General features: G+C 68.0%; 13 protein-coding genes and 2 pseudogenes. 9 read left to right on the top strand and 6 right to left on the bottom strand.

From position 1 onward, the window contains the following. Window positions 1-475: 475 nt before the first annotated feature. Complete coding sequence (locus HEB94_RS32850; RefSeq protein WP_192753448.1) at window positions 476-982, bottom strand: hypothetical protein; 507 nt, start codon at window positions 980-982, stop codon at window positions 476-478. Window positions 983-1,326: 344 nt separating this feature from the next. Here HEB94_RS32850 and HEB94_RS32845 point away from each other — a divergent pair, with 344 nt between their 5' ends. From HEB94_RS32845 to istB (HEB94_RS32815), 7 genes and pseudogenes are all read left to right on the top strand, one after another. Beyond that, window positions 1,327-1,539 (top strand): hypothetical protein, encoded by a 213-nt coding sequence (locus HEB94_RS32845; RefSeq protein ID WP_192753447.1) that lies wholly within the window; start codon window positions 1,327-1,329, stop codon window positions 1,537-1,539. Between the two features lie 87 nt (window positions 1,540-1,626). Continuing rightward, entirely contained in the window at window positions 1,627-1,980 is a 354-nt protein-coding gene (locus HEB94_RS32840) for a hypothetical protein (protein ID WP_192753446.1), read from the top strand. A gap of 145 nt (window positions 1,981-2,125) precedes the next feature. Beyond that, window positions 2,126-2,593: pseudogene (locus HEB94_RS32835) on the top strand (helix-turn-helix domain-containing protein); the annotation flags it as partial. Between the two features lie 175 nt (window positions 2,594-2,768). Then, the gene (gene istA, locus HEB94_RS32830; RefSeq protein ID WP_192753445.1) at window positions 2,769-4,310 is read left to right on the top strand and encodes an IS21 family transposase; all 1,542 of its coding nucleotides are present in this window, start codon (window positions 2,769-2,771) and stop codon (window positions 4,308-4,310) included. Then, window positions 4,307-5,086 carry an IS21-like element helper ATPase IstB gene (gene istB, locus HEB94_RS32825; RefSeq protein WP_192753444.1) on the top strand — a complete coding sequence of 260 codons (780 nt, stop codon included), beginning with the start codon at window positions 4,307-4,309 and terminating at the stop codon, window positions 5,084-5,086. Before istA ends, istB (HEB94_RS32825) begins: the two co-directional genes overlap by 4 nt. 63 nt (window positions 5,087-5,149) lie before the next feature. Further along, window positions 5,150-5,962 (top strand): annotated as a pseudogene (locus HEB94_RS32820) (Mu transposase domain-containing protein); the annotation flags it as partial. Further along, a complete protein-coding gene (istB, locus tag HEB94_RS32815) occupies window positions 5,962-6,759 on the top strand; it encodes an IS21-like element helper ATPase IstB (protein WP_192753442.1) in 798 nt (265 codons plus the stop codon). The pseudogene HEB94_RS32820 and the gene istB (HEB94_RS32815), both read left to right, overlap by 1 nt. Before the next feature lie 243 nt (window positions 6,760-7,002). Here istB (HEB94_RS32815) and HEB94_RS32810 read toward each other — a convergent pair whose 3' ends face one another. From HEB94_RS32810 to HEB94_RS32800, 3 genes are all read right to left on the bottom strand, one after another. Further along, window positions 7,003-8,745 (bottom strand): exo-alpha-sialidase, encoded by a 1,743-nt coding sequence (locus HEB94_RS32810; protein WP_192753441.1) that lies wholly within the window; start codon window positions 8,743-8,745, stop codon window positions 7,003-7,005. A gap of 244 nt (window positions 8,746-8,989) precedes the next feature. After that, window positions 8,990-9,238 carry a hypothetical protein gene (locus HEB94_RS32805; protein ID WP_192753440.1) on the bottom strand — a complete coding sequence of 83 codons (249 nt, stop codon included), beginning with the start codon at window positions 9,236-9,238 and terminating at the stop codon, window positions 8,990-8,992. Window positions 9,239-9,317: 79 nt separating this feature from the next. After that, the gene (locus HEB94_RS32800; protein ID WP_192753439.1) at window positions 9,318-10,082 is read right to left on the bottom strand and encodes a phosphotransferase; all 765 of its coding nucleotides are present in this window, start codon (window positions 10,080-10,082) and stop codon (window positions 9,318-9,320) included. Window positions 10,083-10,487: 405 nt separating this feature from the next. On the opposite strand from HEB94_RS32800, the gene HEB94_RS32795 reads away from it, so the two are divergent. After that, window positions 10,488-11,498, top strand: coding sequence for a phosphotransferase (locus HEB94_RS32795; RefSeq protein WP_192753438.1), 1,011 nt, complete (start codon window positions 10,488-10,490; stop codon window positions 11,496-11,498). Between the two features lie 188 nt (window positions 11,499-11,686). Next, window positions 11,687-12,457 carry a phosphotransferase family protein gene (locus HEB94_RS32790; protein ID WP_337918089.1) on the top strand — a complete coding sequence of 257 codons (771 nt, stop codon included), beginning with the start codon at window positions 11,687-11,689 and terminating at the stop codon, window positions 12,455-12,457. Between the two features lie 82 nt (window positions 12,458-12,539). Here the strand turns inward: HEB94_RS32790 and HEB94_RS51440 are convergent, their stop codons facing one another. Together HEB94_RS51440 and HEB94_RS52845 are read right to left on the bottom strand one after the other, a co-directional pair. After that, window positions 12,540-13,172 (bottom strand): phosphotransferase enzyme family protein, encoded by a 633-nt coding sequence (locus HEB94_RS51440; protein WP_273378529.1) that lies wholly within the window; start codon window positions 13,170-13,172, stop codon window positions 12,540-12,542. After that, a complete protein-coding gene (locus tag HEB94_RS52845) occupies window positions 13,097-13,453 on the bottom strand; it encodes a phosphotransferase (protein WP_192753436.1) in 357 nt (118 codons plus the stop codon). The genes HEB94_RS51440 and HEB94_RS52845 overlap by 76 nt, the downstream gene beginning before the upstream one ends. Window positions 13,454-13,852: the final 399 nt, after the last annotated feature.

Genomic DNA, 13,852 nt, shown 5'->3' with positions numbered 1-13,852 from the left:
TGCCGCAACTTGGCGATGATCCCCTTGCATGCCTCCATGAGGTTCGCGAGCGCTTCCGAACACCCCACACACCCGGGCGGTTGCCTGCCCGCCACCCCGGTGTGGTCTGGGTGGCCGGCATAGCCCGATATGGATGACAACCCAGAGACGGGAGAGGGTCGTGGTCGAGGCTGCCCGCACGATCATCGGAATCGTTCGCAAGACACCACGGCTGCTCGCGGCCATCGTGGTAGGGGTCGGAGCAGGAGTGGCCCCACGTCCTCGACGTACCCGACACCGAAGATGACCACCTCGAGCCCGACCGCCCGAGCCGCCCGGCACAATGTGACACATTCTCGCCGCGTGGCAAGGACGCTGTAGACCTCGTCCTTCCCGCCCGAGCTCCGAACGCCCCGGCCCGGCGGGATGCCCCGACCAGAGACCTCTTGCTGCTGCCCGTCAAGGTTTGCCACCCATCGATCCCTGACGAGAAGGCCTACTCCTCCTCGGCAGGTGTCTCCTCGGCAGGTGTCTCCTCGGCAGGTGTCTCCTCGGCAGGTGTCTCCTCGGCAGGTGTCTCCTCGGCAGGTGTCTCCTCGGCAGGTGTCTCCTCGGCAGGTGTCTCCTCGGCAGGTGTCTCCTCGGCAGGTGTCTCCTCGGCAGGTGTCTCCTCGGCAGGTGTCTCCTCGGCAGGTGTCTCCTCGGCAGGTGTCTCCTCCGCAGGTGTCTCCTCGGCAGGTGTCTCCTCGGCAGGTGTCTCCTCGGCAGGTGTCTCCTCCGCAGGTGTCTCCTCCGCAGGTGTCTCCTCCGCAGGTGTCTCCTCCGCAGGTGCCTCCTCGGGTGTCGGTTCGGCTTCGGACTCGCTGCTGGCCGCTGCGGCGCCGGGTTCACCTTCGACAGGGGCTTCCGGCTGGCTCACCTCGGGCGAGGGCTCCTGGGCGTCGGCGACGGGCTGCTCAACTTCGGTCTGCTGGGGCTTGGGTTCCTCCTGAACTTCGCTCACAATGTCACCTCCCTTCCCCGGCTCATGGTCTATGGGGGAAGCTCTGGCAACACGGGAACTGGCACGGATGGGCGACCAGCCGATCCAGCCTGTGACGGTGATCTCGACGTGGTGTTGGAGTCACACCATCAGTCGAGTCCGCCGGGGAACTGCTGCGGCAGGCCGGGCGAGGGCTCATGTGGCCTGGAAGCGGCGGTGACGAGCAGCTCCGGTGAGCGGATCACGTGCGTGGCCGTTGTCCGTATCTGATTCGACGGAGAACACCGAGGGAGGACGAAGGGCGCCGCCCCGGCGCATCGAGACCGTGGTGGGCATGATCCGGCGCCGCCAGCACACGGCACCCGGTGGCAGGGGTCGAAGCCGGGGATCAGCTAGGCCGGCTCCCGGCAGCGTCCTTGATCTCCGCGGCGTGCGGCAGCCCGGAGGGGCACTGCCCGCACCGTGGTGGGTTGCTGGTGGGCGGCCTGACCGGTTTCACGGTCGAGGGCACAGCGGAGCGCAACGCGTGGGAAGCGACATGCGCCGACCTGCAACGCCGCACCAGCGCAGCGCCGTGAACCCCGACGATGCGCTCCGGCGCGCAGGCTACTGCCGTCAACATCCCTGCTATCCGAGCGATCGGATTCCGCAAAGTTGCCAGGCAAGTGCCGATCCTGCACACCAAGTTGTTCATCGTGGGTCATCTGTGGTGGCTTGAGGATGAAGAGGCTATGGACGAGATCCAGCGGTTCTCACCTGCCCGAGTGTGGGTCGGCAGCGCGAACGGAACGGCATCCTCACGCCACAGCCTGGAGATGGGCCTCTGGCTCGACGAACCAGTGCTGCTTCGTGCTGCGACCGACTTCATAGTGAAGGTGATGAGGCACTCCGAGACCATCTACCCAGAGCAGGGCCTCTTCGTACCGGACCTCGCCGAGGTCGACTACGACGGCGATGCGTTCGCCGAGCTCGCCGCCGAATTTAGGTACTGGGGCGGCGAGGATGACGAGGACGAGTGAGACGACTAACGGCTACCCACCCCCGGTTCGGGTGTGGGTAGCCGCTCGCGGTGTCGACGACACGTGAAAACTGACCCCCTGGCGTCGGACGAAAACTGACCCCTTGTCGAGACCCTGGCTCAAGTCGAGCTGGGGGAGGAAGCAGGTGTTGTCAGTGGAAGATTGGGCTGAGATCCGCCGGTTGTCTCGGGCGGAGAAGATGCCGATCAAGGCGATCGCGCGGGTGATGGGGATCTCGAGGAACACGGTCAGGCGGGCGTTGGCTGCTGATGGCCCGCCGCGGTACCAGCGTGCGGGGCGGGGGTCGATCGTGGATGCGGTCGAGCCGCGGATCCGGGAGCTGCTGGCGGCGTGGCCGGACATGCCGGCCACGGTGATCGCGGAACGGATCGGCTGGGACCGGTCGATCACGGTGTTGAAGGATCGGGTGCGGGAGTTGCGGCCGGTGTATCTACCGCCGGACCCGGCCTCGCGCACGGCCTATGATCCGGGCGAGATCGCCCAGTGCGACTTCTGGTTCCCCGACGTCGAAATCCCTGTCGGGCATGGGCAAACGCGTAGCGCCAAGCAGCTGCCGGTGCTGGTGATGATCACCGGCTACGCACGTTGGTTGTGTGTCCATGGCCATGAAAAAGTCCCCACTGGTGGCCAGTTCTAGGTCCCCACTGGTGGCCAGGTAGAAGTCCCCATCCTCGCTGCTAGTCCCGCGTGTCGGCCGGGGGTTGTGGCCCTGAGCGGTGACGGTGGCGGTGTCTAGCCAGTCACCGCACCGCTCAGGGAGCTCCCCAGTGATTTCTGCGAGGGAACGTATGGACATCATCGCTGCCTACCGTGAGGTAGGCACGTATCGGGGCGCGGCCGCGATGTGCGGCGTGTCTCACAAGACCGTGAAACGGGTGATCGAGCGGCAGGAGGCCGGCGGGGACGTGGCCTCGGAGCGCGAGCCGCGCGGGCACAACTATGACGAGGTCGCTGACCTGGTGGCCGCACGGGTGGAGGCCACGAGCGGGAGGATCTCGGCCAAGCGGCTGTTACCGGTGGCGGTCGCGGCCGGGTATGCCGGGTCGGCGCGGAACTTCCGGCGTCTGGTGGCGGATGCGAAAGGCCAATGGCGTAAGGACAATCACCGTGGACGCAGGCCCGGGGTATGGGCGCCGGGCCAGCATCTGCTGATCGACTGGGGAGTCGAGCTCGGGGTGCACGTGTTCTGCGCGGTCCTGGCGTGGTCGAGGTTCCGGTTCGTCCGGTTCGCGTCCAACGAGCGGGCCGAGACCACGTTGGGGTTGTTGGCCGAGTGCTTTGAGACCGTTGGTGGCGTGCCTACGGTGGTGCTCGCGGACCGGATGGGGTGCCTGCGCGCCGGCATCGTCGCGAACGTCGTGGTGCCAACGGCTGAGTATGTGCGGTTCGCCGGCCACTACCGGTTCCGCCCGGACTTTTGCGAGGCCGCGGATCCACAGTCCAAGGGCATGGTGGAGAGGCTGGTCGGCTACGCCAAGACCGATCTGCTGCTTCCGCAGGCACCGTTAGGCGACCTGTCCGCGGCGAACGCCGCCGCGGCCCAGTGGTGCCAGGAGGTCAACTCTGTACGGCATTCAGAGATCTGGGCTGTGCCGGCGGAGCGGCTTGGCATCGAGCGCGGGCAGCTGGGCGAGCTGCCTTCGCTGCGCCCGCGGCTGGGCTCTGCGATCTGCCGGAAGGTCGACCGGCTCTCCTGCGTGCGGTTCGGCTCGGCCCGGTACTCAGTGCCAACATCGATGATCGGCGCAACCGTGGAGGTGGTGACCGACACCAGCCCCGCCGCGAGCCAGACCGGCGGGGGCAGGCTGGTGATCCTCCACCCCGGCACCGGGCAGGTCCTGGCCGAGCACCGGCTCGTGGCACCGGGCGAGGCCAGCATCATCGACGACCACTACGGCGGCCCCCGGCCCAACGTCCCGGCGCGCGCGGTGAGAGCCAAGACCCAAGCAGAGAAGGACTTCTGCGCACTCGGTGAGCCCGCGCAGGCGTTCATCAAAGGCGCCGCGGCGTCCGGGAACTCCCGCCTGCAGGGCGAGCTCGCCGACATCGCCGCGCTGCAGGCCGCCCACGGCCGCGACGCCGTGCTGGACGCATTGAGGCGAGCCGTCGCGTTCGGCCGATTCAAGTCCAGCGATGTCCGCTCGATCCTGGCCGCCGGGCCAGGCACACCACAGCCAGCCGAACCGGGCGAGGCCCTTGTGCTGGACTTCCCGCCGGTCCCGACCCGTTCTCTGGCCGACTACGCGATCACACCCACCACCCCCCACAACCAACCCACCACCAATCCTGCAAAGGAGATGAGCTCATGACCGCGGCGACCCCGCCCGCCCTACCAGCGGACCTGACCGACGGGCTGCGCCGGCTGAAGCTGGCCGCGATGCGCACGCTCGCCCCCGAACTGCTCCGCACGGCCAAGACCCAACGCTGGACGCCGGAGGAGCTGCTCCGCACTCTCGTCGAGGCCGAGATCACCGCCAGGGAGGACTCCAACGCCCGCAACCGTCTCAAGGCCGCGACATTCCCGGTCATGAAGACTCTGGACGAGTACGACCTGAGCGTCTCCTCCGTCCCACAACCAACCTTCGACTACCTCACCTCCCTGGAGTGGATCCCGGCCAGGGAGAACCTCTGCCTGATCGGCCCGGCCGGCACAGGAAAGTCCCACCTACTCGTCGCGCTCGGCGTCACCGCCGTCCAAGCCGGCCACAGGGTCCGCTACACATGCGCCGCCGACCTCGTCGAAACCCTCTACCGAGGACTCGCCGACAACTCCGTCGGCAAGACCATCGAAACCCTGCTCCGAAACGACCTCGTCATCATCGACGAACTCGGCTTCGCGCCCTTGGACAACACCGGCACCCAACTCCTCTTCCGGTTCATCGCCGCCGCCTACGAACGCCGAGCCCTCGGCGTGGCCTCCCACTGGCCCTTCGAACAATGGGGCCGGTTCCTACCCGAACACACCACCGCCGTCAGCCTCCTCGACCGGCTCCTCCACCACTGCAACACCGTGGTCACCGACGGGGAGAGCTACCGCATGCGACAAGCCCGAACCCGAGGAGGCAACCACCCCACAACAAGCTGATCACGACAAGGAACGGGGACTTTTAGATGGCCACCAGCGGGGACACGCACTTGGCCATTGACATTGTGCGCGATGCTGGTCCCGAGCAGGGCCGGGGAAGATCTGTTCGTCGGCTGGTGGCGGCTCCTGTCGGGCTTGGGCGGCGTGCCACGCACGCTGGTGTGGGACGGTGAGGGAGCGGTCGGCCGGTGGCGGCGCGGGGCCAGCGAGCTCACTGCCGAGGCCCAGGCGTTCCGGGGAACCCTGGGCACGAAGGTGCTCATCTGCAGACCGGCCGATCCTGAGGCCAAGGGGCTGGTGGAGCGGGCGAACGGCTACCTGGAGACCTCGTTCCTGCCCGGCCGCAGCTTCAGTTGCCCAGCCGACTTCAACACCCAACTGGCCGGGTGGCTGGGGCTGGCCAACGGTCGGCATCGCCGCGCACTTGGCTGCGCGGCCACCGACCGGATCGGCGCTGACCGGGCAGCGATGCTGGCCTTGCCACCGGTAGCCCCGGCCACAGGCTGGCGGGCATCGACCAGGCTCGCGCGTGACCACTACCTCCGCCTGGACGGCAACGACTACTCCGTCCACCCGGGCGTGATCGGCCGCCGGGTCGAGGTCGTCGCTGATCTGGACCGGGTGCGTGTGCTGTGTGAGGGACGCATCGTCGCCGACCACGAACGCTGCTGGGCCAAGCATCAGACCCTCACCGATCCCGACCACCGTGCCGCCGCGGCGGCCCTGCGCTCGGCGAGGTTGACCCTGGCTCGCGAGCCTGCCGGAGCGCAGATGGTGGAGCAGCGGCAACTCACCGACTACGACGCCATCTTCGGCCTCGACGATCCCGGGGCAGCTGCGCAAGGCTTGGTTGACACCCCAGAGGTGGTGGCCTGATGAGTGCGACCACCAGCAAGACCGGTCGGGACCTGACCGCTGAAATCGCCTACGCCACAAGGGCATTGAAGGCGCCGACACTCCGCGAGGCGGTGCCGCGCCTAGCCGAGCGGGCCCGGGCAGAGAACTGGTCACATGAGGAGTTCCTCGCTGCCTGCCTGGCCCGCGAAGTTGCGGCACGAGAAGCCCACGGCGCCGAGGGACGCATCCGCGCCGCACGCTTCCCGGCACGCAAGTCCCTGGAGGAGTTCGACTTCGACCATGCCCGTGGCCTCAGACGTGAACAGATCGCGCACCTGGGCACCCTCGACTTCGTGACCGCACGAGACAACATCGTCCTGCTCGGACCGCCCGGCACCGGCAAGACCCATCTCGCCGTCGGCCTGGCGATCCGAGCCTGTCAAGCAGGCCACCGAGTCGCCTTCGCGACCGCCGCCCAGTGGGTCACCACACTCGCCGAAGCACACACCGCCGGCCGGCTCCAGGCCGAGCTGATCCGCCTCGGCCGCTACCCGCTGCTCGTCATCGATGAGGTCGGCTACATCCCCTTCGAAGCCGAGGCGGCGAACCTGTTCTTCCAACTCGTCTCCGCCCGCTACGAACGCGCGTCCTTGATCGTCACGTCCAACAAGCCGTTCGGCCGATGGGGCGAAGTCTTCAGCGACGACACCGTCGCCGCAGCCATGATCGACCGACTCGTCCACCACGCCGACGTCATCGCCCTCAAAGGCGACAGCTACAGACTCAAGAACCGAGACCTCGGCCGCGTCCCCGCGGCCACCAACGACCAACCATAACCACCCCAAAGGGGGTCAACATTCAACCGACGCCAGGGGGTCAAACTTCAGCCGTCGTTGACACGCGGCGCGGGGACGGCGCTAGGGGGGTGGTAGGTCGACCGACCGCAGCCTGCCGCCCCGGCACGGGCGGCGACTTGAGCTGATCGGGCTGCACTCGGGCGCTCACTCGGTGAGAACGTTTGCGTTCGTTGCTGCTGGTCCTGGCCTGACCCGTGTTCGGGTAGTACCCGCCCCTGGAGCTCAACTCCGTTCCGGGGTGATCTCGACGTGGCGGTAGGCGGCGGTGCCGGCGTGGTTGCGTAGGGCCACCATGCCTGTGGGGAACGACAGGTACGGGTCGTTCGCCGTGACGCTTGTGGGCAGTCTCCCGTCTGACGGGGTGAGGGCCGCGGTGAGGTGGCCGCCGCGAACTGTGAAGGACAGGCGGTACCACGTGTTGGAGCGCAGTCCGCCGGGCACCGGCACGCTGGCCAGCGGTTGGTAGGCGTGGTCCTGGCGCGCGATGGTGAGGGTGTCTTGTCCGAGGTCGAAGAAGGCGAGGTAACCCTGGTGGGAATCGGCCCCCACGGACGGGTCGCTGAGCCGGGCCACGATGCCGGCGTCTCCGGTGGGGGAGGTGACCATGACCTCGGCGGCGACGGTGTAGTCCGACCATCCGGTGGATCCGGTGAGCGCCTTCGGGCCGACCGCGGGATCGGTCCCACAGCTTTCCACGTACGTGTCTCCCTGCACGCTCCAGCAGCCACCGTAGTCCGCCCAGCCGGCCTGCCCGGCTTCGGCGAACCGGTCCTGGTAGGGCAGGGTGCCGATCTGGGCCGTGCCCGTGCCCTCACTGCATGGCCCGGAGTCACCGACGCTGGTCGGTGCGGTGAGGCGCAGCTGGCCTGACGGACCGGGGAGCAGGTGTGGGCTGTAGTTGGCGTTGCAGCCAGGGGAGGTGTTCGACACGCGCCACGGCGCGGGCGCCCACGACCACAGCCCTCGTCCGTCGTCGGCCCGGAGGAGGACCGCGCGATAGTCCTCGCCGCTCGGCTCGTCTCCCACCACGGAGTAGACACGTTGGGCCGCGAGCACCAGGTCCCCGCTGTCCTCGCCGGTCGGCATCCAGGTGATGTAGGGGCTGTGGCCGAGGTAGCGGCCGTCCGTCGTCACCGCCCACTCACCCAGATCCTCGGCCCACCCCCATCGGGTGCCGTCAGGGGAGTACTTGATGCGAACCTCGCAGTTCGCCCGACTGCACACCTCGAAGCTCAGCACATACTTTCCATGGTCACCGATCCGGGTGAGCGTGGGCATGCCGGGCCGGTCCGCCGGTACGGCGCTGGCGACGACACGCGTTACGGGGCCCCAGGTCTGACCCCCGTCGGTCGAGACGATCTGCACCAGCATCTGGCTGTGTGCGGGTGAGTCGCGTTCGTCGGAGAAGTGCATGACGAGTCGTCCGCGCGCGTCCAGTATGAGGAACGGCTCCCAGATGCCCTTGCCGAAGGTGCCTCCGCGTTGGACCGGGCCGACCGGTGTCCAGGTTCGCCCGTGGTCCTGCGAGCGCCAACTGTAGAACTGCGTGAACGACCCGTCGGCCGGAACGGTGTTGCCCACAAGTAGCAGGGTGCCGGCAGGCTGATCGCCAAGCCGGCGCGGGAACTCGAAGAGAGCGGGCTGCCACATGCGGGAGACCGGATGTCCCGGCCCGGTCTGCGGGTCGCTCACCGTGGCAAGTGTCGACCAGTTCGCCCCGTCGTCGTCGCTGCTGCGGATGACGAACTGCGCGGGAGTGCCGTCGTCGTGGTGCCGTTCGAAGGTACCCAGCAGCCTGCCGTTGACAGGGCCGGCGTGCTGGAGTCGGATCACGCGGGCGTAGATGTTCGCCTCGTTCGTGGACTGCGCCCGGTACATGACCTCACCGCCCGAGTCGGCGACCGCCGGTCGTGAGCCGGTCAGGCCCGCCGTGGCGGACACCAGTCCGAGCAGGAGAGCGAGCATGACCGGAAACCTTCTCGGCATGGGGAACCTCCAGGGACGGCCCGGGCCGACGTGACGGCCGTTCACGCGTCCGTGTTCACGGATGGAGAAGCGATTCGTCGTCAGCAACGCTGGCAGCGTGGGGTACCGACCGCAAGTGATCATGCCTCGATGTCAGAAGGCGGCCGAGACCGAACGGCCACGTGTCGGTCCATCGGCGCGGCGGGTTTGGTGCGCGGTGTGCGCAGAAGTCGTGCGGTCGCGGTCAGGGGGCGGCGATGGTGAGCACCACGAAGCGCCGCGCCACGGTGTCGCCGACGTCGGGTTCGACGGCGAGAGTGGTGGTGGAGACGGTGACGAGGAGAGTGCGGCGGGCGTAGGCGCGGCCGAGTCCGAGGGGTTGCCCGCACACGGAGATGACGCCGGTGGGGTCGGCCAGCCGCTGCCCTCGCGCGGGGGTTCGTGTGAGCAGATCGTGCTGGAGGCCGCGCTCGACTCGTACAGGCTCGACCACAGGCCGTGGCGGTGCCCGGCTGGGCGCAGACCGCGGAGGCGGAGGACCTGGGCGCGCGGCACTGGAGTCGGTGAGCGCACTATCGCGGGAAGCTTGCCAGTTCGGCGATCGCCTGGTCGAGGGCGTCCGGGATGCCTTGGCGGAGCAGTCGGCTGAAGGCCTCGTCTCCTGAGGCGGCGAGGTCGCGGATGCTGTCGGTGTGGGCTTTGACGCGCGCTTCGACCACATCGAGGAATTCTCCGGCTGTTGCTGACCAGCCGTAGGTACGGAGGAACCGGTGGAGGCGGCGGGGCCTGGCCGCGAGGTCTGTGAACCCCTCGGCGGCGACAACGTGGCGGGAGTGCAGGGGGACCCAGCTGAAGGCGGCGAGGGCCAGGTCCCACTCCGGCGTGGCGGGCCCGGCGAAGTCCCAGTCGAAGAACCCGGTGAGCTTGCCCTGGTGCCAGGCGGCGTTGTAGGTGGCAGCGTCGTTGTGGGCGATGATCAGGTCCGGTGACCAGGTTCCGCTCCCGCGCCAGACGGCGCCGGGCGGCGGGATGAAGTCGGCGACGGCTTCGTGGTAGGCGCGCATCCATTGGGCGACCTGATCAAGGGTGTCCTCGGCGTGCACCCAGGCTGGCCGCGGCCTGCGGCTTCCGACCGTCTCGCCCTCCAGAAAGGTGAGCACCTCGCGACCCTGCTCATCGAACCCGAGGGGTCGCGGGGCGCCGGTGAACCCCTTGTCCACCAAATGCGCGAGCAGCGCGTGCACGGCCGGCGTCCAGGGACCGACCGAGCGGCGAACCGTGTCTCCTGCCCGCACTGCACCGCCCATGTTCCCGCCCTCAAGCCGCTCCTCAGCCATGGTCCTCCTCGAAGAGTGGAGAGCCGGTTTCTCCCGCCGCAACTTAAGGAGAGAAGCCCTCAGGCAAGCAAGTTCGCTGGCCGCGCTGCGCAGCCCGTCCAGCCCTTGATCCACCCATCCTTCGCTAAGCGACTCCGTGCCACGCATCGCGGGCTTGTCGACGAGGTGGAACCGAAGGTTGAAGACCCCGCTGACGACGCGGAACCACGGGAGTGCGACAAGATCGGCTCCTCTCAGACCTCGTACCTCGGTGTAGCCGGCGGCGAAGGCGTCCCAATGCGGTGTCGCTGAGACACCGTAGAGGTCGGCTATGCGCCACCGCTCGCCAGCCTGATCGAAGTCGCCGGACCGCTGGGCTGCCTATTGGATTGGTGCACCGGTCGCGGATGCGGCATGGTCGGCGGCATGCGGGGATCGCGGATGCGGGCGTGGTGGGCAGACTTCGACAGGCCGACGGCGGGGCAGCCGGGTGTGCGTGGATTGGTCGAGGTGGTGGCTCGCGGCTCGACGGTCACGGATCTCGGCGGTTGTCTGAGCCTTAACCTGTGGCTGCGTCCCGTCGATCTCGTGTTGCGGGTTCATCAGCCCTTCGTGTCGCACCGGCGGCTTCTTGCCCTGCAGAGCCTGCGGCATCGCCTCACTGACGATGGCTTGGTCGTTGCAGAGCCACGCGCCATCGGTAGCAGGCAGCTCCAACGGTGTGGGAACGGGTGGGCGGAGCTGGAAACCTACATCCGCCACGAGGACGTCGCTCCGACATGGGAGTCCTACGTCTGGATGGTGCGCAGCATGGGCCGACTCCACCGGGCACTGGCCGCGGTGGACGTCCCGGTCCCGAAACCCGTCATCTCCACCTATGCCCCGCCAGGCTCACTGCGCCGGTGGATGGCCGCCACCGAGGAGGCCGTGCGGCACGACAGCTACGCACGAGGCGTCGCCCGGTCCGCCCGCGGACTGCTCGGCCCACTCACGGCGCAGTGGATCCCGGCGGCCGCGCTGCCCAACCAGCTCATCCATGGTGACGGGAAGCTGAGCAACATCCGGCCCACAGCAACCGGTGCAGCTACCTACCTTGACTTCGGGTTCACAGCGGTCAGACCACGGATCCACGATCTGGCACACTCCCTGGCCTGGATGGTGCTACGGCCAGACGACAGCGGTAGCGCCGAGGCATTCCCATGGGAGAAGGTGCCGGACCTCCTCGGCGAGTACGAGGACGCAGCGCATACGACCCTGACGGAGCTGGAACGCCGAGCACTGCCGGCCTACATAGCAGCCGTGCCACTGTACGAACCAGCCATCGCTGGCTACGCGCGCAACCCGGTCAAGAAACTCCATGACCAGGCACTCACCCGCTTTCTCCGCATCGCCGCGTGGGTCCTGGCCAACCCAAGCGCCGTGCTGGTCACGCGGTGATGGTCGCGGACCGCGCACCCTCACAACCCCGAGGAGGTCGAGGCGGCACGACCTTTGTCCGTGACCCTGCGAGTCACCCGGCCAAGCCCCGAGGGCGGCGCCGGGGGCGCCGTTCCGGGCTCGCCGGGCAGATGGCCGCGACGGATGGTGGTGTCAGTTCGCTGGACGCTGCCGGTGCCGTCCGACAGGTGACCGACGACGAGGTGCTTTCAGACAGGTCCGACAGGCCCGTCCTTCGCATCGGGGCGACAGTCCGGCACCCGATCCAGCCCTGGACACCAGCCGTGCACGCGCTCCTGAACTATCTGCAGGAGGCCGGCTTTCCCTACTCGCCACGGGTGGTTGGCATCGAAGACGGTACGGAGATCCTCAGCTACATCGAGGGATACTCCGGCGCTGAGGGTTGGTCCAGCGTCGCCGATGGGAAAGGACTAGCGGCAGCGGCCAGGATGATGCGGGCCTACCACGACACGGTTGCGCTGTGGAGACCGGAACGGCCGCCGGTCTGGTTCAACGGGGTAGCCGGGACGGGTGGACCAGGGGAGGTTGTCTGCCACGGCGACTTCGCCCCATGGAACATCGTCTGGCAAGGAACCCAACCGGTCGGGCTCCTGGACTGGGAGTACGCCAGTCCGGGCCCACCACAACGCGATGTCGCCTACGCCTTGGAATGTATGGCGCCGTTCCGCACCGATGCCGACTGTGTCAAGGCACTCCGCTACCAAGGACCGCCTGACAGACACCGCCGCATCGAACTGTTCGCGGAGGCCTACGGCCTGACGTCCACTGACTGGCTCGTCGACGCCGTGATCGCGAACCAACTGGGCGCCATAGAGACTGTCCGCAGGCTCGCCACAGAGGGCTACGAGCGCCAGATCGCGATGGTGGCAGACCGGTATCCCGAGCAGCTCGAACAGCACATCAGGTGGATAGAACAGAACAGGAACCTCTTCGGCTGACCGGGCGCCTCTGGCGTCGGCGGTCGGCACGGGTCCCGTCCTCCTCGCATGCCAGTCTCCGGCCTCCACTCCGGCCAGGTCGTCAGCTGGTCGCTGCGAGGCTTCTCAGACTGTTGAGCTCTCGCTCAAAGAGGCTGCCGTCCAGCGCCTCCGTGCCGCGAAACGACGGACCCTCCACCAGAAGGAACGCGAGGTTGGAGATCAGTCCGGTGACCGCGAGCCAGGGAACGGCACGAAGATCAGCGGGGGTGAGGTCAGCGACCGCCGTGTACCCGGCAAGGAACGCCTCCCAATGCAAGGAGGAGCGGGGGCCGGTGAACACGCCAGTGAGGTCGGCCGCCCGCCAACCCATGCCGGCGAGGTCGAAGTCGTGCAGCACCATCCCGGAATCGGTGAGGTGGAGGTTGTCCATACTGGCGTCGCCGTGTCGGACCCCCCAGCTTAAGCCTTGCTCAGCCAGGTCGGTGATCTGCCGTCGCGCGTCGTCGCCGAGGTCGGCGACCAGCTTCTGATCGGCCGGCCGGTTCATCAGCCGGGGAAGCACGGACTGAAGGGGCTCTTCCAGCGTGGTCCGCAGATCGAATGGCCGGCGGGGGCGCCTGGTACGAAATCCGTCGCCGGCTTTATGGAACCCAGCGATCAGGGCACCGAACTCGCGATAGAGGCCGTCGGTCCATGGCGGCTGCGGTTTACGCCCCTCGACGAAGACCGACAGTGCGAAGGGGCGATCACCTTCGGGTGCCTGGACCTCGCCGACAACCGTCCGTCGACCAGGGGAACGGGCTCGGCGACGGCCACCCCGGAAGCGGCGACGTGTGCCACCAGTTCCTGCTCCCATCTCACTTCCTCGGGCGACCAGCCGCCGTGGTGATAGACCTTCAACACGTACCGCAGACGGTCCCCGGCTCTCACCTCGTACACGTCGTTGACGAACGACCGAACGAGGAGGCAGTCCATCACGTCGATGCGGTACTGGCGGCCGATCAGCTCGGCCACCGCAGCTGTGGTCGGCACGGATCGCAGACACCCGATCATCCCGCGGATGATACGCAGACGTCGGCCAGGCCGCGATTCTGTTTCGCCGCGGCCGAGGAAGTAGCGAGGTTCTACCTCGCGACGAGCTGCACCCGCTGCACAGGTGGCATGGCCAAGCCTGGGCCGAGGGACCAACGATGCCCCTGAGGTGCCCCCGAACGACCCTCAGCAGCCCACACGCACAGGGAGCAGCCACGGCCAGCGATGCCGGAATCAGCGGGCCCGGCGTATGTTCAGACGTCTAATGGCGCAGACTCGTGATCCGGGGCGCGGACGGCGCTGGTCGGATGGTTCGGGGGAGTGGGTCTCATGGGGTTGCCGAGTGTGCTGTGGATCGGTGGACCGGCTGGGGCCGGTAAG

The organism is Actinopolymorpha pittospori (assembly GCF_014873875.1).
Taxonomy (GTDB): domain Bacteria; phylum Actinomycetota; class Actinomycetes; order Propionibacteriales; family Actinopolymorphaceae; genus Actinopolymorpha; species Actinopolymorpha pittospori.
The sequence above is the reverse complement of the archived record's forward strand: the minus strand, read 5'-3'. Positions and strand labels throughout refer to the sequence as shown.